This is a genomic window from Streptomyces sp. BE20, from assembly GCF_036322525.1.
Lineage (GTDB): Bacteria > Actinomycetota > Actinomycetes > Streptomycetales > Streptomycetaceae > Kitasatospora.
Genome location: NZ_JAQYWW010000904.1, coordinates 187,152 through 209,712 on the forward strand (window position 1 = coordinate 187,152; position 22,561 = coordinate 209,712).

General features: G+C 74.1%; 20 protein-coding genes. 6 read left to right on the forward strand and 14 right to left on the reverse strand.

The genetic code is table 11. The features are described 5' to 3' along the window. The first annotated feature begins 303 nt into the window (after positions 1–303). The 5 genes from PUR61_RS20250 (at position 304) to PUR61_RS20270 (ending at position 7,199) form a co-directional block, all read left to right on the forward strand. On the forward strand, positions 304–1,191 hold the full coding sequence (locus PUR61_RS20250) for an FAD binding domain-containing protein (protein ID WP_329880467.1): 888 nt from the start codon (positions 304–306) through the stop codon (positions 1,189–1,191). Then, a complete protein-coding gene (locus tag PUR61_RS20255; protein ID WP_329880469.1) occupies positions 1,188–1,676 on the forward strand; it encodes a (2Fe-2S)-binding protein in 489 nt (162 codons plus the stop codon). Before PUR61_RS20250 ends, PUR61_RS20255 begins: the two co-directional genes overlap by 4 nt. Further along, positions 1,673–4,069, forward strand: a complete 2,397-nt coding sequence (pucD, locus tag PUR61_RS20260; RefSeq protein WP_329880471.1) for a xanthine dehydrogenase subunit D — start codon at positions 1,673–1,675, stop codon at positions 4,067–4,069. Before PUR61_RS20255 ends, pucD begins: the two co-directional genes overlap by 4 nt. A gap of 288 nt (positions 4,070–4,357) precedes the next feature. Further along, a complete protein-coding gene (locus tag PUR61_RS20265) occupies positions 4,358–5,848 on the forward strand; it encodes an NCS2 family permease (RefSeq protein ID WP_329880472.1) in 1,491 nt (496 codons plus the stop codon). A gap of 151 nt (positions 5,849–5,999) precedes the next feature. Continuing rightward, positions 6,000–7,199 carry an XdhC family protein gene (locus PUR61_RS20270; protein ID WP_329880473.1) on the forward strand — a complete coding sequence of 400 codons (1,200 nt, stop codon included), beginning with the start codon at positions 6,000–6,002 and terminating at the stop codon, positions 7,197–7,199. Between the two features lie 40 nt (positions 7,200–7,239). On the opposite strand, the gene PUR61_RS20275 is transcribed toward PUR61_RS20270, so the two are convergent. Next, entirely contained in the window at positions 7,240–7,536 is a 297-nt protein-coding gene (locus PUR61_RS20275; protein ID WP_329880474.1) for a hypothetical protein, read from the reverse strand. A 158-nt stretch (positions 7,537–7,694) separates the two neighbouring features. Between PUR61_RS20275 and PUR61_RS20280 the strand changes: the two genes are divergently transcribed. Beyond that, complete coding sequence (locus PUR61_RS20280) at positions 7,695–7,988, forward strand: hypothetical protein (protein WP_329880476.1); 294 nt, start codon at positions 7,695–7,697, stop codon at positions 7,986–7,988. A 10-nt stretch (positions 7,989–7,998) separates the two neighbouring features. Here the strand turns inward: PUR61_RS20280 and PUR61_RS20285 are convergent, their stop codons facing one another. The 13 genes from PUR61_RS20285 to PUR61_RS20345 all read right to left on the reverse strand — a co-directional run bounded on the left by PUR61_RS20285 (position 7,999) and on the right by PUR61_RS20345 (position 22,560). Further along, positions 7,999–8,628: a LysE family translocator gene (locus PUR61_RS20285; RefSeq protein WP_329880477.1), complete on the reverse strand. Its 630-nt coding sequence runs from the start codon at positions 8,626–8,628 to the stop codon at positions 7,999–8,001. Between the two features lie 99 nt (positions 8,629–8,727). Further along, positions 8,728–9,144 (reverse strand): PIN domain nuclease, encoded by a 417-nt coding sequence (locus PUR61_RS20290; protein ID WP_329880479.1) that lies wholly within the window; start codon positions 9,142–9,144, stop codon positions 8,728–8,730. Further along, positions 9,137–9,334 carry a type II toxin-antitoxin system VapB family antitoxin gene (locus PUR61_RS20295; protein WP_329880480.1) on the reverse strand — a complete coding sequence of 66 codons (198 nt, stop codon included), beginning with the start codon at positions 9,332–9,334 and terminating at the stop codon, positions 9,137–9,139. Before PUR61_RS20295 ends, PUR61_RS20290 begins: the two co-directional genes overlap by 8 nt. A gap of 74 nt (positions 9,335–9,408) precedes the next feature. Continuing rightward, positions 9,409–11,214 (reverse strand): SDR family oxidoreductase, encoded by a 1,806-nt coding sequence (locus PUR61_RS20300; RefSeq protein ID WP_329880481.1) that lies wholly within the window; start codon positions 11,212–11,214, stop codon positions 9,409–9,411. After that, positions 11,211–12,107, reverse strand: a complete 897-nt coding sequence (locus tag PUR61_RS20305; RefSeq protein WP_329880482.1) for a M24 family metallopeptidase — start codon at positions 12,105–12,107, stop codon at positions 11,211–11,213. The genes PUR61_RS20300 and PUR61_RS20305 overlap by 4 nt, the downstream gene beginning before the upstream one ends. 30 nt (positions 12,108–12,137) lie before the next feature. Continuing rightward, positions 12,138–13,271 carry a PDR/VanB family oxidoreductase gene (locus tag PUR61_RS20310; RefSeq protein WP_329880484.1) on the reverse strand — a complete coding sequence of 378 codons (1,134 nt, stop codon included), beginning with the start codon at positions 13,269–13,271 and terminating at the stop codon, positions 12,138–12,140. Positions 13,272–13,363: 92 nt separating this feature from the next. Continuing rightward, on the reverse strand, positions 13,364–14,278 hold the full coding sequence (locus tag PUR61_RS20315; protein WP_329880486.1) for a metal-dependent hydrolase: 915 nt from the start codon (positions 14,276–14,278) through the stop codon (positions 13,364–13,366). 233 nt (positions 14,279–14,511) lie between these two features. Further along, positions 14,512–15,291, reverse strand: coding sequence for an IclR family transcriptional regulator (locus PUR61_RS20320; protein WP_329880488.1), 780 nt, complete (start codon positions 15,289–15,291; stop codon positions 14,512–14,514). Between the two features lie 347 nt (positions 15,292–15,638). Then, positions 15,639–17,099, reverse strand: a complete 1,461-nt coding sequence (locus PUR61_RS20325; protein ID WP_329880490.1) for a catalase — start codon at positions 17,097–17,099, stop codon at positions 15,639–15,641. 181 nt (positions 17,100–17,280) lie between these two features. After that, positions 17,281–18,546, reverse strand: a complete 1,266-nt coding sequence (gene alc, locus PUR61_RS20330; protein WP_329880492.1) for an allantoicase — start codon at positions 18,544–18,546, stop codon at positions 17,281–17,283. Then, positions 18,543–19,988, reverse strand: coding sequence for an allantoinase AllB (gene allB / locus PUR61_RS20335; protein ID WP_329880494.1), 1,446 nt, complete (start codon positions 19,986–19,988; stop codon positions 18,543–18,545). Before allB ends, alc begins: the two co-directional genes overlap by 4 nt. Before the next feature lie 112 nt (positions 19,989–20,100). Beyond that, the gene (locus tag PUR61_RS20340) at positions 20,101–21,243 is read right to left on the reverse strand and encodes a glycerate kinase (protein ID WP_329880495.1); all 1,143 of its coding nucleotides are present in this window, start codon (positions 21,241–21,243) and stop codon (positions 20,101–20,103) included. Positions 21,244–21,609: 366 nt separating this feature from the next. Beyond that, positions 21,610–22,560 (reverse strand): 2-hydroxy-3-oxopropionate reductase, encoded by a 951-nt coding sequence (locus PUR61_RS20345; protein WP_329880496.1) that lies wholly within the window; start codon positions 22,558–22,560, stop codon positions 21,610–21,612. Position 22,561: the final 1 nt, after the last annotated feature.

A 22,561-nucleotide genomic window follows, 5' to 3' on the forward strand; every position in this document is an offset into this window, starting at 1 on the left:
GTCGCGGCTCGGAAATCACGGCCGGATCACGGTCGTGGGTGGCACTCGGCGCACGGCTGGGCTGCGACGTCGTTCTCCTTAGAGGAACGTACAGGATGCCGGGCGGGACCACAGCCGGGGCTTCATGCCATCGGTGACTGCCAGTGGGCCCCGTCACAGCGGTTCACTGGCCACACGCCGCCGGACACACTCCGGTGACCGGGGCCCGACGCGGAGGGAACGACGCGGCGAGCACGGCCCGAACACACGGTCCGGGCACTGTGCCCACCCGTCCGGCCGGAAACGACTTGAGGAGACACCCGCATGGAGTTCCTTCGGCCCGCCACCTGGGACGAGGCGCTCGCGGCGAAGGCCGAGTACCCGGCCGCGCTGCCCATCTCGGGCGGCACGGACGTCATGGTCGAGATGAACTTCGACGTGCACCGGCCACCCGCGATTCTCGACCTGAACCGCGTCACCGAGCTCACCGAGTGGACCGACGACGGCGAGGTCGTCCGGCTCGGCGCAGCCGTCCCCTACAGCCGCATCATCGGCGAGCTGTCCGGCCCGCTGCCGGGTCTCGCACGCGCCGCCCACACCGTCGGCTCGCCGCAGATCCGCAACCGGGGCGGCGTGGGCGGGAACCTCGGGGCGGCCTCGCCGGCCGGCGACTCCCACCCGGCGCTGCTGGCCGCCGGCCGCGACGTGTTCGTCGAGGCGGCCTCGGTGCGCGGCACCCGGCTGATCCCGATCGACGACTTCTACGTGGGGGTGAAGCGCAACTGCCTGGAGGCCGACGAGCTGATCCGCGCCGTGCGGATCCCGGTCGCGGACGGCCCCCAGCAGTTCTCGAAGATCGGCACCCGCAACGCGATGGTGATCGCGGTCTGCGCGTTCGGCTTCGCCCTGCACCCGAGGACCGGCACCGTCGGGACCGGGATCGGCTCGGCCGCCCCCACGCCGCGCCGCGCCGTCGAGGCCGAGGAGTACCTGCGGGACGTGCTCGCCGAACGCGGCCTCTGGGAGACCGGCGAGCTGCTGGGCGCCGAGGTCGTCCAGCGGTTCGGCGAGCTGGTCAAGGGCGCCGCCTCCCCGATCGACGACGTCCGGGGCACCGCCGACTACCGGCGGCACGCGCTCGCCGTGATGGCGCGGCGCACCCTCACCTGGACCTGGAACGACTACCGCAAGCAGATCAGGAGCGCGGCATGAGGGTCACTTTCACCGCCAACGGCCGGCCGGTCGAGGCCGACGACGTCTGGGAGGGCGAGAGCCTGCTCTACGTGCTGCGCGAGCGGGTCGGCCTGCCCGGTTCGAAGAACGCCTGCGAGCAGGGCGAGTGCGGTTCCTGCACGGTCTACCTGGACGGGGTGCCGGTCTGTTCCTGTCTGGTCGCGGCCGGCCAGGTGCAGGACCGCGAGGTGCGCACCGTCGAGGGGCTCGGTGGCGAGGACGGCGAGCTGGGCCTGGTCCAGCAGGCGTTCGTCGACGCCGGCGCCGTCCAGTGCGGCTTCTGCACCCCCGGCCTGCTGGTGCAGACGGACGCGCTGCTGGAGGAGGACGCGCAGCCGTCCGACTCCGACATCCGGGAGGCGCTGTCGGGCAATCTGTGCCGCTGCACCGGCTACGAGAAGATCATGGACGCGGTGCGGCTGGCGTCCGCCCGCAAGTGCGCGGGCAAGGCGGTCGCGGAATGACCACGCGTTCGAGCGCGCGGAACGCCGCGCGCAGCATCCAGGGGCAGAAGAACCTCCAGGACATCCGGCAGTCCAGCAAGCACGGCATCGGCGGCTCGCCGCTGCGTCCCGACGGCACGCTGAAGGTGCGCGGCGAGTTCGCGTACTCCTCGGACCTCTGGCACGAGGACATGCTCTGGGGCACGGCGCTGCGCTCGCCGCACCCCCGGGCCACCATCCTGAGCGTGGACGTCTCCGAGGCGCTCACCGTGCCCGGCGTCTACGCGGTCCTCACCCACGAGGACATCCCCGGCACCAAGTACTACGGACTGGAGATCGCCGACCAGCCGGCGCTGGCGATCGACAAGATCCGCTACCACGGCGAGGCGATCGCGCTGGTCGCGGCCGACCACCCGGAGACCGCCCGGCGCGCGATGAGGAAGATCAAGGTCGAGTACGAGGTGCTCACCCCGATCGTCACCGAGGAGCAGTGCCTCGACCCGGAGACGCACGGCTACGTGCACGAGCCGCACGAGTACAAGTCGCACGCCCACGGCAACATCTGCCACGAGCAGCGGCTGGTCTCCGGCCGCGGCGTGACCGACGAGGTGCGGGCGCTCGCCGACGTCGTCGTCACCGGCACGTACGAGGTCGGCATGCAGGACCAGGCCTTCCTCGGCCCGGAGTCCGGGCTGGCCGTGCCCGCCGAGGACGGCGGCATCGACCTCTACGTCGCCACCCAGTGGCTGCACGTGGACCGCCAGCAGATCGCGCCGGTGCTCGGCCTGCCGGAGGAGAAGGTCCGGCTCACCCTGGCGGGCGTCGGCGGTGCCTTCGGCGGTCGCGAGGACCTCTCGATGCAGATCCACGCCTGCCTGCTGGCCCAGCGCACCGACAAGCCGGTCAAGATCGTCTACGCCCGGGACGAGTCCTTCTTCGGCCACGTCCACCGCCACCCGGCGAGGATGTTCTACGAGCACGGCGCCACCCGCGACGGCAAGCTGGTCTACGCCGACGCCCGGATCGTGCTCGACGGCGGCGCGTACGCCTCCGCCTCGCCCGCCGTGGTCGGCAACGCGGCCTCGCTCGGACACGGTCCGTACGTGATCCCGAACGTGCGGATGCACGCCGTCGCGCTGTACAGCAACAACCCGTCCTGCGGGGCGATGCGCGGCTTCGGCGCCGTCCAGGCCGCGTTCGGCTACGAGACCCAGATGGACCGGCTCGCCGCCGAACTCGGCATGGACCCGGTCGAACTCCGGCAGCTCAACGCGGTGCAGCAGGGCGACCTGATGCCCACCGGCCAGGAGATCGACGCGCCCGCGCCGGTCGCCGAGCTGCTCCGGCGGGTCAAGGACATGCCGCTGCCCCCGCCGCTCGATCTCGACGACCTGGACGTCCGGCAGCTGCCCGGCGCGCTCTCCAACACCTCGCACGGCGAGGGCATCGTGCGCGGCGTCGGCTACTCCGTCGGCATCAAGAACGTCGGCTTCTCCGAGGGCTTCGACGACTACTCGACCGCCCGGGTGCGGCTGGAGGTGATCGGCGGCGAGCCGGTCGCCCTGGTCCACACCGCGATGGCCGAGGTCGGCCAGGGCGGCGTCACCGTGCACGCGCAGATCGCCCGCACCGAGCTCGGCGTCGAGCAGGTCACCATCCAGCCGGCCAACACCGAGGTCGGCTCGGCCGGTTCGACCTCGGCCTCGCGGCAGACCTACATGACCGGCGGCGCCGTCAAACTCGCCGCAGAGGCGGTCCGGCACGCGCTGATCGAGAAGGGCCGGGGCCGCTACGGCTGGTCCCAGAACGACATCACGCTGGTCGGCGGCACGGTGGTCTCGGCGTCGGCCGGCCCGCTGGTCTCCATGGTCGACCTGCTCGGCGACGAGGCGATCGACCTCACCCGGGAGCACCACCACCGGCCGACCGTGCCGTTCGACAAGGAGACCGGGCAGGGCTTCGGCCACGTCCAGTACACCTTCTGCGCGAACCGCGCGGTGGTCGACGTGGACATCGAGCTGGGCCTGGTCAAGGTGGTCGAGCTGACCGCCGTCCAGGACGTCGGCAAGGCCCTCAACCCGCTCTCCGTGGTCGGCCAGATCCAGGGCGGCTGCACCCAGGCGCTCGGACTGGCCGTGATGGAGGAGATCATCGTGAAGGACGGGAAGGTGCGCAACGCCTCCTTCACCGACTACCTGATCCCGACCATCCTCGACACCCCGCCGATCCCGGTCGAGATCCTCGAACTCCCCGACCCCAACGCGCCGTACGGGCTGCGCGGGGTGGGCGAGGCGCCGACCGTCTCGGCGACGCCGTCCATCGTGGCCGCCATCCGCAACGCCACCGGCCTGGCGCTCCACCGGATCCCGGTCCGGCCCGAGCACCTGACCACCGAACGGCCCGGGACGCTGTAGCCACCGGACCCGAGGACCTCCCCGGGGCGGCGACCGTCTTCCCCGCCGCCCCGGGGCCGCACCACCGGCACGTCACCGCACCACCGCACTCTTGCGCACTCGCACCCTCGCGTCACCGCACCCTCGCGTCACCGCAGCACGGACCGCCGCCTCCCACGCCGGGGCTCGGCGGCGGCCCGGACCACCCGCGCACCAGTGAGTCGAAACGTCCCCCTGTGCCACAGCTTCGTTGACTGGCTGTCAGGTCGGCTCGCCCACCCCAACCCCCTTTGACACTTGGGAGTGGACATGACCAGGATCCCCACGGAGCCCGGCACCACTGAAGACAGACCCACCGAGTCCACCGAGGACGGCGCCCCCACGCCGGCCGCGGCCGCCCCGCCCAGGAACGCCCTGGACGCCTACTTCAAGATCTCCGCCCGGGGATCGACCCTCGCCAACGAACTCCGCGGTGGCGTCACCACGTTCATGGCGATGGCCTACATCATCCTGCTCAACCCGCTCATCCTGGGCGGCGCCGACGTCACCGGCGTCAAGCTGGACCACGCCGCGCTCACCACCGCCACCGCGCTCGCCGCCGCCGTCACCACGATCCTGATGGGCGTGGTCGGCAACGTCCCGCTCGCGCTCGCCGCCGGCCTCTCCGTCTCCGGCGCCGTCTCCGCGCTGGTCGTCCCGCACACGACCTGGCCGCAGGCGATGGGCCTGTGCGTCATCTACGGCCTGCTGATCGTGCTGCTGGTGGTCTCCGGCCTGCGCGAGAAGATCATGAACGGTATACCCCTGCCGCTCAAGCACGCCATCACCATCGGCATCGGCCTCTTCGTCACCGTCATCGGCCTCTTCAAGGCCGGGTTCATGCACACCGGCGGCCCCACCCCGCTCTCGCTCGGCCCGGCCGGCGAACTCGCCGGCTGGCCGGTCCTGGTCTTCTGCGTCACCCTGCTCGCCATCTTCGTCCTGATGGCCCGCAACGTGCGCGGCGCGATCCTCATCGGCATCGCCGGGGGCACCGTCCTCGCGGTGATCGTCCACAGGGCGGCCGGCGTGCCCGCCGCGGCCTGGCGCAACTCCGTGCCCGTCTGGCCCGGATCCCCCGTCTCCGCACCCGACTTCGGCCTCTTCGGCGACGTCGACCTGTTCGGCGCCTTCGGCGGCTCGGGCATGGGCGCGATCAGTGCCTCGGTCGCCGTCTTCACCCTCGTCCTCGCCGGGTTCTTCGACGCGATGGCCACCATCATCGGCGTCGGCACCGAGGCCGGCCTCGCCGACAAGCGGGGCCGGATGCCCGGGCTCTCCAAGGCGCTGTTCATCGACGGCGCCGGCGGCGCGGTCGGCGGTCTGGCCGGCGCCTCCGGCCAGACCGTCTTCGTCGAGTCCGCCACCGGGGTCGGCGACGGGGCCCGCACCGGCCTCGCCTCCACCGTCACCGGCGGGCTCTTCGCCCTGATGCTGTTCTTCTCGCCGCTGGCCGGCATCGTCCCGGTCGAGGTCGCCTCCGCCGCCCTCGTCGTCATCGGCTCGATGATGATGAGCCAGGCCCGGCACATCGACTGGTCCGACCGCGACGTGGCCATCCCCGCCTTCCTCACCTGCGTCCTGATGCCGTTCACCTACAGCATCACCGCCGGGGTCGCGGCCGGCGTCATCTCCTACACGGTGATCAAGGCCGGCCGGGGCAAGTGGCGCGAGCCAGGCGCGCTGATGTGGATCCTGACCGCCCTCTTCGTCGTCTACTTCGCGCTCACCCCGGTCAAGTCCTGGCTGGGTGTGCACTGACCGACCCGTCCGAAGCGGTACCGCCGCCGTACGGGATCGTTCTCCCGTACGGCGGCCCGGTCCGTCGGCCGACCCTTCCGTCCGCGACCCTTCCGTCCGCGCCCGCCGGTCCCTCTCCGGCTACCCTCGAAAGCGACAAGGAGCTCCCGCCATGCAGGACATCGCCGAGCAGCTGCAGGCCTGGCACGCGTCCGGCCGCGCCTTCGCCGTGGCCACGGTGGTCGGGGTCTCCGGCAGCGCGCCGCGCGACCCCGGTGCCGCGCTCGCCGTCGACGCGTCCGGCGAGGCGATCGGGAGCGTGTCCGGCGGCTGCGTCGAGGGCGCCGTCTACGAGCTCTGCCGGGCCGCCCTGGAGTCCGGCCGGCCCGCCCTGGAACGGTTCGGTTACAGCGACGAGGACGCCTTCGCCGTCGGCCTGACCTGCGGCGGCGTCATCGACGTCTTCGTCCAGCCGGTCGTCCCCGGCGCCGACCCGGCCCTCGACACCGGCCTCGCCGCCGTCGCCGCCGGCACCCCGGTCGCCCTCGCCCGTGCCGTCGCCGGCCCCGCCGCCCTGCTCGGCGCCACCCTCACCGTCACCGCCGACACCCACCACGGCGCCCTCTCCCCCGCCCCCTCCACGGTGGCCGCCCTGGAACGGGCCCTGGTCACCGAGGCCCGGGCCATGCTCGACGCCGGCCGCACCGGACAGCTGGTGCTCGGCCTCGACGGGCGCCCCTGCGACGAGCAGGACCGGGGCACCGTGACCTTCTTCGTCGAGTCCTACGTGCCCCCGCCGCGGATGCTGGTCTTCGGCGCGATCGACTTCGCGGCGGCGGTCGTCCGGATCGGCAAGTTCCTCGGCTACCACGTCACCGTCTGCGACGCCCGCCCCGTCTTCGCCACCCGGCAGCGCTTCCCCGACGCCGACCGGGTCGTCGTCGACTGGCCGCACCGCTACCTCGACACCCAGCTCGACCGGCTCGACGGCCGCACCGTGCTCTGCGTGCTCACCCACGACGCCAAGTTCGACATCCCGCTGCTGGAGCGGGCGTTGCGGCTGCCGGTCGGCTACGTCGGCGCGATGGGCTCCCGCCGCACCCACCGCGACCGGGAGGCCCGGCTGCGCGCGAGCGGCCTGTCCGACGCCGAGATCGGCCGGCTGCGCTCCCCCATCGGCCTGGACCTCGGCGCCCGCACCCCCGAGGAGACCGCCGTGTCGGTCGCCGCCGAGATCGTCGCCCACCGCAGGGGCGGCAGCTGCCTGCCGCTCAGCGCCGGGGACGGGCCGATCCACCACGACCTGGCGCCCGCGGAGGCCCCGGCGGACGCGGCGGAGCCGGGGAGCGTGCGGAAGCCGCACGCGGCCTGACCCGACGGGCCGCATCGGGTCGGGAACAGCTCAGGCCCGGTCAGGTCACCACGCTGTAGGCCTCGCAGATCAGCGGGGGCGCCGACGGGATCCCGATCTCGCGGAGGATCGGCAGCAGCACCGTCCCGAACTGCTCGAACGCCTCCCGGGACTCCCAGACGTCGGTGACGTGCCAGCCGCGACCGTCCGGATTCGGCCCCGACACGTGCAGCACCAGCCCGCGCACCGGCCAGTCGGCGGGACTGTTCAGCCCCGCGCCGCCGGTCAGCCGGTCCACCGCCTCCTCGTACTGCGCCTGGGAGAGTTCGGGGAAGTCGAAGGTCACGATGATCGCCATGAGGTGCTCCTGTCCGCGCCGGGGTGGCGATCCCAGTGCAGCCCGCGACCCACCGGGCGGCCATCCGGCGCCGCCGCCCGGGTGACGTTGCGTGGCCGCCGGGGCAGCGGGAGCCTGGAGAGGAGGACTCACCGCGAGCCTGCGGAAGGAGCACCGCCATGCGTGCCCTGCTGGAGATCGAGCTCGACACCGCGACGGCCAACCAGGTCGTCAGGGACGGCGCCGTCGCCGAGAAGTTCGACCGGATCATGGCCGGTCTGAAGCCCGAGGCCGTCTACGCCTTCGCCCGCAACGGCCGGCGCTGCCAGATCGCCGTCATCGACATACCCGACGAGGCCGCGCTGCCGTCCGTCTGCGAGCCGTTCTGGCTGGAGTTCAACGCCTCCGTCGACGTGCACCTCTGCATGGACACCGACCAACTGCGCGAGGGCCTGCGCCGTCTCGGCAGCTGAACCGGCGACGCTAGGGCGTGTCCGAGACCGCCAGCCGCACGCCGAAGCCCAGCACCACCAGCCCGGTCACCCGGTCCATCGCCCGGCGCGCGGCCGGTCTGCGCAGCCAGCCGCGCAGCACCTGGGCGAAGCCCACCAGGACCGCCGACCAGAGCAGCCCCTCCGCGACGTGCACGCAGGTCAGCGCCACGCCCGCGGCGAAGTGCGGCGCCCCCGCCGGGATGAACTGCGGCAGCACCGCCACGTAGAAGACGCCGACCTTGGGGTTGAGCAGGTTGGTCAGCGTGCCGCGCCGCCAGCCGTGCGCCAGCCCGCCGCCGGACGGCTGCGCCTCCTCCGGCTCGGCGTCGCCGCCCTTGCTCCGGAGCATCCCGATCCCCAGCCACACCAGGTACGCGGCGCCCGCCCACCGCAGGATCTCGTACGCCAGCTGGGAGGCGGTGAGCAGCGCCGTGACGCCCGCCGAGGTCAGGGTGCCCCAGAGCAGCGTCCCGGTCTGGATCCCCAGCACCACGCCCCACGCCTGCCGCCGGTGCCCCAGCGCGGACGTGCGCAGGACCAGCGCGGTGTCGAGCCCGGGCGTGAGGGTCAGCAGCCCCACGACGAAGGCGAAGGACCAGAGGGCGGTGCTCATCTCCATGGTCCGTGATCGTACGGGCCGCCACGCCCGCACGCGGACACCCTGCGCGGCGGCCCCGGCGGCGGGCGGACGAGCGTCCGCTCCCCGCCGGGCCCGACGTCAGTCGGCCGTCCCGGGTGGAACGACCCAGCGGGTGGGCTGGCCGGTCACGGCCGCGATCATGTCGTAGTCGCCGTCGTAGTGCAGTACCGCCACGCCGTGCCGTTCCGCCGTGGCGGCGATGACGAGGTCCGCGACGGACAGGGCTCGCCAATTGCCCGCCGCCGTCAGCGCGGCCTGCACCTCGATGGCCCGGTCCCAGACCTCGTCGGGTGTCGCAAGCCAGGCGAAACCGCTGAGGCCCTCACGAATGCGCAGGGCATCCGCCTTGGAACGGGCGCTGTGCATGATCTCCAGCTCGACAGCACCGCAGACGGCGAGCAGCCCGGCGTTGTGGAGCGGTTCGACCACCGCTCGAACCGCCGGCTTCGGGTACCGCGCGAAGGCCGACTTGTCGATCAGAAAGCGCTCACTCACCGTGGTCCGCCGAACCGGTGAGGTCAGGCAGCCCCCCTTCGGCAAGCCAGTTGAGGAAGGACTCACGCTTCCGACGATTGACCGCGTCCTCCAGGGCGGCATTGACCGTCGCCACCTTGGTGGTCGTCCCGAAGATCTCTGCGGCCTCGGCCAGCAGCTCGTCCTTGACGTCTATCACGGTGCGGGTCACAGCGGACCTCCGGGGATCGAAGAGCCTGTGGTGATATCGAAATTCATCGTATCCGATATCGCGGCGGCGGGGGATCAGGTCACGTTGAGGCGGGCGGCCAGGCGGAGCAGGCCCGGGGAGAGCCGGGAGAGGAAGCGGGCGGCCTTCGCCTCGGGCGTCACGGGGACGACGGCCTTCCCGGTCCGTACGGCGTGCAGGACGGCGGTGGCGACCTTCTCGGGCGGGAAGCCGCGGCGGGCGTAGAGCCTGGCGGCACGGGCCTGCTTGGCGGCCTGCTGGTCGGCGGTGGTCGCGGAGAAGGTGGAGGTGCGGGTGATGTTGGTGTTGACGATGCCGGGGCAGATCGTGGAGACGCCGATGCCGTGGCCGGCCAGCTCCGCGCGCAGGCAGTCGGAGAGCATGAAGACGGCGGCCTTGCTGGTGGCGTAGGCGGTGAGCGCCTTGGACGGCAGGTAGGCGGCGGCCGACGCCAGGTTGACGATGTGACCGCCCTCGCCGCGGTCGGCCATCAGGCTGCCGAACGCCCGGCAGCCGTGGATGACGCCCCAGAGGTTGACGTCGAGGACGCGCTGCCACTCCTTCTCCGTCGTCTGGAGGAACGTCCCGGAGTGACCGATGCCCGCGTTGTTGACGATCACGTCCGGCACCCCGTGCTCGGCGGCGACCTGCTGGGCGAAGGCGTCGACCGCGGCGCCGTCGCCGACGTCGACCCGGTAGGCGTGGGCGGGCGGCCCGATCAAGGCGGCGAGTTCGGCGGTGCGGCGGGCCGCGTCCAGGTCGAGGTCGCAGACCACCACCCGGGCACCGTCCTCGGCGAAGGCGAGCGCGGTGGCCCGGCCGATGCCGCTGCCACCGCCGGTGACGACGACGAGCCGGCCGTCCCCGGCGGCAGCGGCGGCAGCGGCGGCGCGGTCCTCGGGGGCGTCCCGGCCGGCCTCGGTGCGGGCGACGTGTTCACGGACCATCCGGGCCACGGCGGTTCCCTTCTCCAGCAGTGCGGACCAGTGGGTGGCGTGCAGGGTCCGGCGGGTCAGCCCGGGCACCCAGCGCTCCAGGCCCTCGGAGAGGTAGGTGCCCACGTAGTGGTCCTGGGTGAGGGTGATCAGCTGGACCGGCACCTCGGTGGACCGTTCGCGCGGGTTGCGCAGCGTGGGCCGCATGTTGGCCCGGTACAGCTCGATGCCGCGCACCGCGTCCCGGCGCAGCGTGGGCTGCGGGTGGCCGGGGCGCGGGCTGACGCCTTCCAGGTCGCGCAGCACCCGGGGCCAGGCGCGGGCGAGGCCGAGCCGCCAGACGCCGGGGGCGAGGAAGGGCAGGTGGAAGGCGGTGATGTACCAGGAGTGGGCGCCCTGGGCGAGCAGTTGCCTCAGGTGGCGCGGGGTGGGGCGGCGGAAGCGGTCGCGGAGCCAGAACCCCATGTGGTCCAGGCAGGGCCCGGACATGGTGGTGTAGGAGGCGAGCCGTCGTTCGGCACCGGGGGTGGTGACGGCCTCCCAGGACTGCAGCGAGCCCCAGTCGTGGGCGACGACGTGCACCGGGCGGTCCGGGCTGACCGCGTCGGCGACGGCGAACAGGTCGTCGGCCAGCTGGTCCAGGCGGTAGCCCTCGCGGCCCGCCGGGACGCCGGAGGCGCCTGCGCCCCGGACGTCGTAGCGGACGACGTGGTGGTCGCGGGCGAGGTCGGCGGCGACGTCGTCCCAGACCGCGTGGGTGTCCGGGTAGCCGTGGACCAGCAGGACGGTGGGGGCGCCCGGGTCGCCGTCCTCGAAGACGGCGAGCGGCAGGCCCCCGGAGTGGACGGTCCGGCGGCGGGAGGCGGCACGGTGCGGCACCCGGGGGGCGGGGTGCCCGGGGCGTCCGGTGTCGCGGCTGGTCGTCATCGGGTCGCCTCCTGAGCGGTCGCGGCGGTCGCGGTCGCGGTGGTCGGGGTGGTCGCGGCGGCGCCTGCCGCGGTCCAGCGGCGGACGTGCGGGAGGTCGTCGTCGAGCCAGTACGCGTCGTCCTCGGTGACCACCAGCAGCTCCTCGAACTTGATGCCGACCTCCCGGAAGCCGATGTGCGGCTCCACCGCCCAGAGGCCCGGGGTGGGCGCGTGCCAGGAGGAGCGGCCGTCCGCCCAGAGCGGGGAGCGGCCGTGCAGGCGCTCGCTGATCAGCTCGCGGCCGAGCGTCTGGAGTGTACGCACCCCGAAGCCGAACACGTTCACCCCCGCCGGGCCGCGGGCGGTCGTCCGGGTGACCTGATGGCCGATCACCCGGCCCGGGTAGACGCGGTGGCGGTTGTCGTAGCCGTGCGCCTCGATCTGCGCGTCGACCGCCGCGTACACGTCGGCGAGCGGCCTGCGGGCGCGGACCTCGGTGAGGATCAGCTCGCGGTAGACCCGGAGGTCGGCGGCGAGGCGGTCCCACACGCGGTTCTCGCCGACCTTGCCGCCGTAGCCGATGTCGGCGGTGTAGCCGTCGACGACGGGCGCACAGTCCAGCACGTACGGCATGCCCTCCGTCAGGCGGCGGTTGCCGGCGAAGAACTGCAGCGGCGTGTGGAAGTGCCGGAACGCCGTCCGGTCGCCGAACCAGGCGAACGGCACGTGGAAGAAGTCCTGCACACCGGCCGCGACCAGCCGGCGGCGCAGCTGGGCGGTCGCCTGCCGCTCGGTGACACCGGGTTCGATCCAGGCGGCGACCTCCTCGGCGCAGTGGTAGGCGAGCTGCTGGGTCTCCCGGAAGCGGGCGAGGTCGTGCTCGGTGTAGGGGAAGGCGGGGGTGGGCGGCACGGCGGGGGCTCCTTCTGGGGGATCGGCGGCCTACGGCCGGTCGGACGGGTCCTGCGCCCGGGGCCGGCCGGGCGCACCGAGGTCGAGCACCAGGGTCTCGCCCGCGGCGGCCCGGGAGACGCAGGGCAGCAGGGCGCCGGCGGCCCGCTGTTCGGCGGTGAGGCGGCGGTCGCGGTGGTCGGGGGTGCCGGCCAGCAGCCGGACCTCGCAGGTGCCGCAGAAGCCCTGGTGGCAGGAGTACGCCAGGTCGGGGCGGGCCTCCCGGAGCACGTCCAGGGCCGAGCGGTCGGCCGGGACGTCGAGGGCCGGTCCGTCGGTGCCGAGGCGGACGGTGAACGGCTCGCCGTCGGTGATCGGCGCGGCGCCGAACCGTTCGAAGTGCAGGGAGGCGGCGGGCGATCCGTCGAGGGCCCGCTGGACGGCGGCGAGCATCGGGGCCGGGCCGCAGCAGTAGACGGCCGCACCGCGCGGGGCGCGGGCGAGCAGCTCGGCCCCGGTGGGCGGGCCGCCGTGCTCGTCGTCGGTGCGCAGGTGGACCCGGTGCGGGTCGAGGGCCCGCAGCTCCTCGGAGAACGGGAGGGTACCGGCGCTGCGGCCTACGTGGACGAGGTGCCAGTCCAGGCCGTGCCGCCGGGCCTCGCGGGCCATCGGGAGCAGCGGGGTGATGCCGATGCCGCCGGCCACCAGGAGGACCGCCGGTTCGGCGCAGAAGGCGAAGCCGTTGCGGGGACGGCGGGCGGTGAGCCGGGTGCCGGGGTGGAGGGTGTCGTGGACCTCGGCGGAGCCGCCGCCGCCCGCGGGCAGGTGCCGGACGGCGATCCGGTAGGCGGCGGGGTCGGCCGGGTCGCCGCAGAGCGAGTAGTGGCGCTCGCGGCCGGACGGCAGCACGAGCCGCAGGTGGGCGCCGGGCTGCCAGGGCGGGAGGGGACCGCCGGAGGGGTCCGCGAGGGTGAGTTCGACGACGTCGGTGGCGGCCGGGCGCCGGGCGGTGACGACCAGTTGGAGCGCCGGGGTGGGGCGGCCGGGCGGGCGGCGGGGGTTGCGCCGGAGCAGCGGGCTGCCGAGGGCGGGGCTGTAGCGGTCGCCGAAGGCGGTGAGGAAGCGGAAGAAGGTGTCGGCGCGGGGGCGGCCGTAGAGGTCGGGGGGTGGGGTGCGCAGATCCATCCGGCGGGGTCCTTGGGTCCTGGGCGGCGGCGGGTGGGCCGGGGGCGGGTGGGGCGGGCGGCGGGCCCCGGGGGCGGGGACCGCCGTCCCCGTCAGCGGCCGGCGGCGGCGCGGGCGGCCGGGGAGGTGGCGAGGTAGCCGAGGGCCTGGCTGGAGGACCCCTCCTGGGTGGGGTGGTAGCCGGGCCGGAGGTAGCGCAGGCCGGAGCGGATCGAGGTGAGCGGGTCGGGCAGCAGTCCGCGCCTGGCGATCCGGCCGGCCTCGCGCCAGGTGGGCCTGATCCGGCCGTCGAGGGTCGGGTCGGCGGCGAGCAGGAAGCGGGCGCCGCGCACCCAGAGGTGGACGAGGAGCGGCCCGGAGATCGCCATGCCGCGGATCCGCCGCAGGTAGCCGGGGTCGAGGTGGACCATCAGGTCGTAGGCGACGCTGCGGTGCTCGACCTCCTCGGCGCCGTGCCAGCGCAGCAGGTCGAGCATGGTCGGGTCGGCCTCGGCCCGGTCCAGGCCCGGAGAGTTGAGCGCCCAGTTGCCGAGGAAGGCGGTGAAGTGCTCGATGGCGGCGACGAACGCGACCCGCTCGATGATGTTCTCGCGCTGCCGGGCGGGCGTCAGCCCGGGCTTGTCGCCGAGGACCCGCTGGAACAGCCAGGAGATCTGACGCACGTACGGGCGGGGGTCGAGGCCCTGCCCGAGCAGGTGGTCGAGGACCTCCTGGTGGGCCTCGGCGTGGATGGCCTCCTGGCCGATGAAGCCGAGCACCTCGTCCCGCAGCTGCTCGTCCCGGATCATCGGCAGGGCGTCCTTGAACACCTTGACGAACCAGCGCTCGCCCTCCGGGAGGAGGAGGTGCAGGACGTTGATGACGTGGGTGGCCATCGGCTCGTCGGGAATCCAGTGCAGCGGCAGTCCGGACCAGTCGAAGCGGACGTCGCGGGGCTCCAGGACGAGGCTCTCGTGCACCCGGACGGCCGGCGCGGCGAGGGCGGGAACGGGGGTGGGGCTGGGCATGGCGGGGCCCTCCTGACCTGCGGGTGGCGGCTCGTGGCGGCTCGACTCGGCAAAACGTACTCGCGGGTAGTGCGCGCCACAAGAGGTTCGACACCTCTTATCGACATCGAGTCTAATAAGTGATGTGCACCACGGCGGGCCCGGCGAAACACCCGGGGCCGACGGCCCGGCACCCCGGGAAACACGAGGACCCCGCCGCGGCGCGACGGGGTCCTGCGATCCTCCGCGGTGCTTCAGACGGCCATGGCCAGCATCAGCGGCGCGGCCCGGACGGCGAGCAACTCGGCGGCGGCCTTCAGCCGGTGCACGTTGTCCACCGGCATCGAGGTGGCCAGGCAGCCGACCGTGCTACCGGCCGTGACCGGGACCGCGGCGCAGACCGTGCCGAGCGCGTACTCCTGGATGTCCAGCACCGGAACGGTGGCCGGCTGACGCTCCAGACGGTGCATCAGCTGGTCGGCGTCGGTGACCGTCCGGGAGGTCAGCCGGGCCACCGGGTGCCGGGCGAGGTGGTCCCGGCGGGCGTCGTGGTCGAGCTGGCTGAGCAGGCACTTGCCGATCGCGCTGGCGTGCGCGGTGGCCCGGAAGTCCACCCACTCCTGCACCGCCGGCGCGTGGTCGCCCGCCGACACCGCCTCCACCGACAGCTCGCCGTCGTGGTAGCGGCTGAAGTACACCGCCGCGCCCAACTCGTCCCGGAGCTCCTCCAGTTTGCGGTCCAGCCGGACCCGCACCAGCTGCTCCCGGTTCTGCTGCCCGAGCAACGCGAAGGTGCCGCCGAGCACCCAACCGCCGTCCTGGCACATGAGGTAGCCCTCGATCTCCAGGATCTCGGCGAGCCGACGGACCGTCGGCAGCCCGAGGGACGTCTCCCTGGCCAGCGTGACCAGCGTGGCCCCTCCGGGGTGCCGGTCGACCGCCTCCAGCAGTCTGAGGGCGTGCTGCAGGGAGGTGAACGGACCGGGCAGGCCCTGGGCCGGCGCGGCGTGGCGACCGGGGGCTGGTGTCGACATGTCGTCCCCTTCCGATGTCCCCCCGCAGGTGTGACCGGCGGGTGGTGTCCAGCCTATCCACCGCTGTACACCGCCATCCGCCCCTCTGCGGATTTTCGTGCAGGTGCGGTGAAGCACTTGACGGGCATATGCCCCGCCGATGCCCCCGCGTACCCCCGCCCGCCGGGTGGCGCAGCGGCGGACGTTCCTGACCGTCGATCGGCGGCAGGGCGCCTGCGGCGGGCGGTGGCGGGTGTCCGGCCGGCGGACGGGCACCGGGCCGCTCCCCCACTGCCTGGGGGAACGGCCCGGTCGGGGGGCGGCGCCGGGGTGCGGGCCCCGGCGGCCGGGGAGGGTGGTCCGGTGGATCAGCCCTCGTCGCCGGCCCGGAGCCTGGTGACGGCGGCCTCCAGGCGGGCGCCGTACTCCTGGTCGGCGGCGTGGAAGTGGGCGAGGTTCCGCTCCACGACGTCGTCGCGGGAGACCTGGGCCAGGAAGCCGGCCAGGTTGTCGATCAGGCGGGCCCGCTCGGCCTCCGGCATCAGCCGGTAGAGCTCACCGGCCTGGAAGAAGTCGTCGTCCTTGGCGTGGGCCGGGGTGGTGTGGGTGCCGGTCCAGCCGCTCAGCCCGGTCGGCGCGGCGAGCGCGGCGCCGGTCTGGGCCGGCCCGTCGTAGGAGTTGGGCTCGTAGTTGCGGGCACGGCCGGCCGGGTTGAGCGCGCCGAGGCCGTCCCGGCCGTAGTTGGCGGCCTCGGTGGCGCGCGGGGCGTTGACCGGCAGCTGGCTGTGGTTCACCCCGAGGCGGTAACGCTGGGCGTCGGCGTACGCGAACAGGCGGCCCTGGAGCATCTTGTCCGGGGACGGCCCGATGCCGGGCACGAAGTTGTTCGGCGAGAAAGCGGCCTGCTCGACCTCGGCGAAGACGTTCTCGGGATTGCGGTTGAGCACCAGGCGGCCGACCTTGACCAACGGGTAGTCGGCGTGCGGCCAGACCTTGGTCAGGTCGAAGGGGTTGAACCGGTAGTCGGCGGCCTCGGCGACCGGCATCAGCTGGACGTAGAGGGTCCAGGACGGGAACACCCCGCGCTCGATGGCCTGGTGGAGGTCGCGCTGGTGGCTGTCGGCGTCGCCGCCGACCGCCTCGGCGGCCTGGGCGGCGTCCAGCGAGCGGATCCCCTGGTTGGTCTTGAAGTGGTACTTCACCCAGGAGGCGTCACCCTGCTCGTTGACCCACTGGTAGGTGTGCGAGCCGTACCCGTTCATGTGGCGGTAGGACGCGGGGATGCCGCGGTCGCCGAAGAGCCAGGTGATCTGGTGGGTCGACGCGGGCGAGTGGGCCCAGAAGTCCCAGACGTTGTCGGCCTCCTGGACACCGGTGTACGGGTCGCGCTTCTGGGAGTGGATGAAGTCGGGGAACTTCAGCGGGTCCTTGATGAAGAAGACCGGGGTGTTGTTGCCGACGAGGTCGTAGTTGCCCTCCTCGGTGTAGAACTTGAGCGCGAAGCCGCGCGGGTCGCGGACCGCGTCGTTCGAGCCCAGGTTGCCCGCGACCGTGGAGAAGCGGAGGAACACCTCGGTGCGCCTGCCGACCTCGCCGAGGAAGGCGGCCCGGGTGTACGGCGAGACCTCGTCCGTGACCTCGAAGTAGCCGTACGCGCCGGAACCGCGGGCGTGCACGACGCGCTCCGGGATGCGCTCACGGTTGAACCGGGCGAGCTTCTCCAGCAGGTGCTGGTCCTGGACCAGCAGCGGACCGTAGGCGCCGGCCGAGGCCGAGTTCTGGTTGTCGGCGACCGGGGCGCCGGACTCCGTGGTCAGGATCTTGGACATGACGGGTCCTTCGGATGTCGATAAGGGTGTGACGCTTGGGGGAATGCGGCGCCGCCCCGGGCCGCGGCCGGAGAGCTCCGCGGGTGGCGCGGAGCCACCGCGGCCGCGGCTCCCGGCCGGCGGCGCCGCCGGCCGGGACACGGGCTCCGGCACCGGTCGGGACGCCGGCCCGGGCGCCGGTTCAGATGCCGAGCAGGCGCCGGGCGGCCGAGCGGCGGCGGGAGGAGTGCTCGCCGTCGGGGCCGTCGGCCGGGCTGAGCGCGGCGACGGCGGTGCGGGCGGCGTCGGCGTCCACCAGCGGGCGGGCCGCGGCCAGTTCGGCGGCCTCCCCGGCGGTGAGACCGGCCTCGACGAGGGCCGCGGCGGCCTCGGCGACCGGGACGGCGTCGAACCAGCGCAGCGCGAGACCGGCCCGGCCCGCCTCGGTCGGGCGGCCGGTGAGGCGGAGGCGGGCGAGGCCGCCGTCGGGGTACACGTTGATCCGCACATGGGTCACCGGGCGGGCCGGGTTCAGCCGGAAGCGGTGCCGGGTGTCGGGCTGGAGGCGGGTGCGCGGCAGGAGCGCGAACCAGCCGCCCTGGTCGGCGGCGGGGTCACCGCCGGCGGAGGCGTCGTAGCCGACCAGATCGGCCCAGCCGGGGGCGTTGGCGACGAAGTGGGTGGTGTCCACCTCGGCGGCCAGGACCTCGCCGCCCCCGGCCAGGGCGATCCGCACCCAGTCGTTGGCCTTGTCACGCCGACGCCGGGTCTCCCAGCCCTCACCCATGACGGAGGCGCGGCCGGGAGCGTTCAGGTTGTGCGGGGAGGAGAAGTAGCGGTCGGAGGCGGCCTCGGCGACACCGCCGTGCTCCTGGGCGGCCAGGTCGAAGGTGAGGCCGTCCAGCTCGCGCGGGTCGGGAAGCACCTCGCCGTGGACGCGGAGCCGGGCGACACCGCCGTCCGGGAAGATGTTGAGCCGTACGTGGGTGAACCGGGTGGCGCTGCTCACCTCGAACGCGTGGGCGGTGTCGCCCCGCAGCGGGGTGCGCGGCAGGATCTCCACCCACGCGGCGGCCTCGACCTCGGCGGGCGAGGGGTGGCCGGGTATCGAGGCGGCCTCGACGGAGGTGCTCTCCGGGTAGTTCCCGGTGAAGTGCGCGGTGTCGACGACCAGGCCGCGGATCACTCCGGCGGCGCCGAGCCGGACGACCGCCCAGTCGTGGTCCTCGTCGGTGGGGTGCGGTTGTTCGGCACCCGTGCCCCGGCGCCGCCGGGACTCCCAGCCGTCCATGATCTGGCCCTTGTGGCCGAAGGTGTGCGGGCGGAACACGGCGGCCTCGGCGACCAGCAGGTTCTCGGCGTCGGCGAAGGTGTCCTCGTTGGTGGCGACGACACCGGCGCCGAGCCGGCGGGAGGCCAGGTCGACCAGCTCGGTGAACGGGGCGTTCGGGGTGGGGACGGTGGTCACTGCGACTCCTCGGGGCCGGGGGTCGGACGGGTGGACCGGGCGGGCCCGGGACCGGTGGACACGGGACCGGTGGGCCCGGAGCCGGTGGGCCGCGGGCGGGTGAGCTGGACGCCGAACGGCTCGCCGGCGACGTCGACGACCCGGCCGCGCAGCCAGGTGGTGCGGACGGCGCCGGTGAGCGTCCGGCCCGCGTACGGGGTGACGGGGTTGCGGTGGTGCAGGTCGGCGGCGTGCACAGCGAAGCGGCCGTCGGGGTCGAAGGCCACCAGGTCGGCGTCGTGGCCGACGGCGACGGCGCCCTTCGTCCCGGTGAGACCGGCCAGCCCGGCCGGGCCGGCGGACATCCAGCGGACCACGTCGGAGAGGGTGTGACCGCGCCGCCGGGCCTCGGTCCAGACCGCGGGCAGGCCCAGCTGGAGCGAGGCGATGCCGCCCCAGGCGGCTGCGAAGTCCCCGCTGCCGCCGCGTTCGGGCAGCAGCTTGAGGTCGGGGGTGGACGGCGAGTGGTCGGAGACGACCGCGGCGAACTCCCCTGCGGCCAGGGCCTCCCAGAGGGCGTCGCGATTGGCCTCGTCACGGATCGGCGGACAGCACTTGAACGCGGTGCCGCCGTCCGGGACCTGCTCGGCGGTGAGGGTCAGGTAGTGCGGGCAGGTCTCCGCGGTGACCTCGACACCGTCCGCGCGGGCCCGGCGGAGCAGCGGCAGCACGGCGGCCGAGGAGACGTGCAGGACGTGCACCCGGGCGCCGGTGCGCCGGGCGGTGTCGAGCAGCCGGGCCACCGCGGCGGTCTCCGCACCGGCAGGCCGGGAGGCGAGGAAGTCCCGGTAGTGGACGCCGGGTTGCTGCGGTGCGGCGGAGAGGACGGCCGGGTCCTCGGCGTGGATGATGGCGAGCGCGCCGATTCGGGCCTGTTCGGCGAGGGCGGCCTCCAGATCGGCCTGTTCGAGGTGCGGGAACTCGTCGACGCCGCTCGGCGCCAGGAAGGACTTGAAGCCGAACACGCCCGCACGGTGCAGGGGTTCGAGGTCGGCGAGGTTTCCGGGCACGGCCCCGCCCCAGAAGCCGAGGTCGACCCAGGCCTGACCCTCCGTGGTCTTCCGTTTGACCTCCAGCCCGGCCGGGGTGGTGGTGGGCGGCACCGAGTTGAGCGGCATGTCGATGACGGTGGTGACACCGCCGGCGGCGGCCGCCCGGGTGGCGGTGGCGAAGCCCTCCCACTCGGTGCGGCCGGGTTCGTTGACGTGCACGTGGGTGTCGACCAGGCCGGGGAGCAGCGCGGTGTCACCGAGGTCGGTGAGCGCGTGGCCACCGGCGGGGAGGGAGCCGTGCGCGGCGATCCGTGCGATCCTCCCGTCCCGGACCAGCACGTCCGCGGGGCGCTCACCGTCCGGCAGGACCACCCGGCGGGAACGGATCACCGCGGTCTCGCTGATGGGCATGGAGGACCTCCGAAACCTGGTCGAGGGGTGGGGGTGCGCCGAAGGATGGCCCGGAGCCTAGGGCCGCCTTCAACAAATCGTCAATGGAGGAAACTACGAGGGCCCGCGCCGGTCACCGGTGGAGGAACTCCGCCGCCAGTCGCTCCCCCGCGACCTCGGCGAGCTCTCCCGCCCTGGTCAGGCCGTCACCGGGCTGCTCGCCCAACTCGCTGAGCGCGTACGCGGCGGCGAAGCCGGCCGCCCGCCACTCGCGTTCGGACAGTTCCACCCGTCCCGCCACGGCGGCCACCCGGACCCCCGCCCGGGCGGCGGCCGCCGCGACGCCGGCGGGGGCCTTGCCGTGGAGCGTCTGCGCGTCCAGGCAGCCCTCGCCGGTGACGACGAGGCGTGCCCCGCGCACGGCCGCGTCGAAACCCAGCAGGTCGAGCAGGAGCTCGATGCCGGGTCGCATGGTGGCGCGCAGCAGGGCGAGCGCCGCGAAGCCGACCCCGCCCGCGGCCCCCGCGCCGGGGGCGTCGCGCACCTCGCGGCCGACCGTCGCGCCGACCACGTCGGCGAACCGGGTCAGAGCTTCCTCCAGGACCAGCAGGTCCTCCCCGCTCGCGCCCTTCTGCGGGCCGTAGACGGCCGTCGCGCCGCGCGGACCGAGCAGCGGGTTGTCGACGTCGCAGGCGACCACGATCTCGACGCCCGCCAGGGTGCCGGCGAGCCGTCCGGGGTCGACCCGCTCCAGGCGCCGCAACGCCGCTCCACCGGGCGGGAGTTCGACGCCGTCGCCGTCGAGCAGCGAGACGCCGAGCGCCTGGACCATCCCGGCCCCGCCGTCGGTGCAGGCGCTTCCGCCGAGGCCGAGCACGATCCGCTTCGCCCCGAGCCCGACGGCCCGGCCGATCAGCTGGCCGACCCCGTAGGAGCCGGCCGCGAGCGGGGCGGTCCGGCCGCCGGGGAGCCGGGCCAGCCCGGAGGCCTGGGCCAGCTCGACCACGGCGGTGTCGCCCCGGACGGCGAGCGCGGCGTCCACCGGCAGGCCGGTCGGGCCGGCCACCTTGGCGGGAACGCGGGCGAAGCCGGCCGCGAGCGCGGCGGCCAGGGTCCCCTCGCCGCCGTCGGCGACGGGCAGTTCGCGGACCTCGGTACCGGGGGCGGCACGGCGGATGCCGGCGGCGATCCGGGCGGCGGCCTCGGCGGCCTCCAGGGTGCCCTTGAACTTGTCGGGAGCTACGACCACATGGCCCTGGTGGGAGGTGGGGGGCATGGCGTGGGCCTCACTTCTGGTCTGGCGATGGTCCGTCAAGCATGGGCCCCGGCACACCCGGGGCGGCTCCCTCCCCGCCGTTCCCCTCGTCCCGCTTCCGGAGGACGAGGGACTCCCCTCGACGGGGGAGGGAGCCGGGCAACGCGCCGCTCGGCACGACCGAAGTGCCCCTGGAGGGTGGGCGCGTCACCGTCCGGTCGACCGGCGGGCGGGCGGATGAGCCCCGCACCGCCCGCCGGTCGGGCTGGTCGCCGCCCCGGCCGCACGGGTACGCACGCGGCCGGGGCGGCAGGTGGCAACCTCCCGGTGGCGCGGGCACGACCGGACAGGTACACGCCACCGGGAGGAGTCGAGGGGCCGGGAGGGCTACTTCACCTCGCGGCCGGAGAGCCGCTCGACGCCGCGCAGCAGCGCCGAGTGGTCGAGGGAGCCGTCGCCGTTGGCACGGGCGGAGGCGACCAGCTGGGCGACGACCGCGCCGACCGGGAGGGCGGCGCCGACGGCCCGGGCGGCCTCGGTGACGATCCCCATGTCCTTGTGGTGCAGGTCGATGCGGAAGCCGGGGGCGAACTCGCGGTTCAGCATGTTGGTCTTCTTGCGGTTCAGCACGGTCGAACCCGCCAGGCCGCCGCCGAGCACGTCCAGCGCGGCCCCGAGGTCGACGCCGGCGTTCTCCAGGAAGACCACGGCCTCGGCCACGGCCTGGATGTTGACGGCGACGATCAGCTGGTTGGCGGCCTTGACCGTCTGGCCGGCGCCGGCCGGGCCGACGTGGACCACCGTGGTGCCGAGCACGTCGAACAGCGGCTTGGCCTCGGCGAAGTCCTCGGCGGCGCCGCCGACCATGATCGAGAGAACGGCCTCGACCGCGCCCGCCTCGCCACCGGAGACCGGGGCGTCCAGCGCACGGACGCCCTTCTCCCGGGCGGCGGCCTCGACCCTGATCGAGGTCCGCGGGGTGATGCTCGACATGTCGATGACGAGCGTGCCGGGCCGGACGTTCTCCAGGACGCCGCCCTCGCCGAGGACGGCCTGCTCGACCTGCGGGTCGGCCGGGACCATGGTGATCACGACCTCGGCGTCCCGCACCGCGTCCGCGATGCTGGTGGCGCCGTGGCCCCCGGCCGCGACCAGGGCGTCGATCTGCGGCCGGGTGAGGTTGTAGCCGGTGACGTGGTGGCCGGCCCCGACCAGGTTGGCGGCCATCGGGCTTCCCATGATGCCGAGGCCGATGAAGGCGATCTTGCGGCTCATCGCGTCGTTCCTTCTGTACGTGGAGCGGGGAGGGTGGGGTGGGTGGCCGGCGCGGCCGGGCACG

Excerpts from the sequence above, each read along its gene's own strand:
- PUR61_RS20300 (WP_329880481.1), bottom strand. The coding sequence starts at position 11,214 with ATGACGACCAGCCGCGACACCGGACGCCCCGGGCACCCCGCCCCCCGG.
- PUR61_RS20265 (WP_329880472.1), top strand. The coding sequence starts at position 4,358 with ATGACCAGGATCCCCACGGAGCCCGGCACCACTGAAGACAGACCCACC.
- PUR61_RS20320 (WP_329880488.1), bottom strand. The coding sequence starts at position 15,291 with ATGTCGACACCAGCCCCCGGTCGCCACGCCGCGCCGGCCCAGGGCCTG.
- PUR61_RS20255 (WP_329880469.1), top strand. The coding sequence starts at position 1,188 with ATGAGGGTCACTTTCACCGCCAACGGCCGGCCGGTCGAGGCCGACGAC.
- PUR61_RS20250 (WP_329880467.1), top strand. The coding sequence starts at position 304 with ATGGAGTTCCTTCGGCCCGCCACCTGGGACGAGGCGCTCGCGGCGAAG.
- PUR61_RS20315 (WP_329880486.1), bottom strand. The coding sequence starts at position 14,278 with ATGCCCAGCCCCACCCCCGTTCCCGCCCTCGCCGCGCCGGCCGTCCGG.
- PUR61_RS20340 (WP_329880495.1), bottom strand. The coding sequence starts at position 21,243 with ATGCCCCCCACCTCCCACCAGGGCCATGTGGTCGTAGCTCCCGACAAG.
- pucD (WP_329880471.1), top strand. The coding sequence starts at position 1,673 with ATGACCACGCGTTCGAGCGCGCGGAACGCCGCGCGCAGCATCCAGGGG.
- PUR61_RS20280 (WP_329880476.1), top strand. The coding sequence starts at position 7,695 with ATGCGTGCCCTGCTGGAGATCGAGCTCGACACCGCGACGGCCAACCAG.
- PUR61_RS20275 (WP_329880474.1), bottom strand. The coding sequence starts at position 7,536 with ATGGCGATCATCGTGACCTTCGACTTCCCCGAACTCTCCCAGGCGCAG.
- PUR61_RS20285 (WP_329880477.1), bottom strand. The coding sequence starts at position 8,628 with ATGGAGATGAGCACCGCCCTCTGGTCCTTCGCCTTCGTCGTGGGGCTG.
- PUR61_RS20270 (WP_329880473.1), top strand. The coding sequence starts at position 6,000 with ATGCAGGACATCGCCGAGCAGCTGCAGGCCTGGCACGCGTCCGGCCGC.
- allB (WP_329880494.1), bottom strand. The coding sequence starts at position 19,988 with ATGCCCATCAGCGAGACCGCGGTGATCCGTTCCCGCCGGGTGGTCCTG.
- PUR61_RS20310 (WP_329880484.1), bottom strand. The coding sequence starts at position 13,271 with ATGGATCTGCGCACCCCACCCCCCGACCTCTACGGCCGCCCCCGCGCC.
- PUR61_RS20325 (WP_329880490.1), bottom strand. The coding sequence starts at position 17,099 with ATGTCCAAGATCCTGACCACGGAGTCCGGCGCCCCGGTCGCCGACAAC.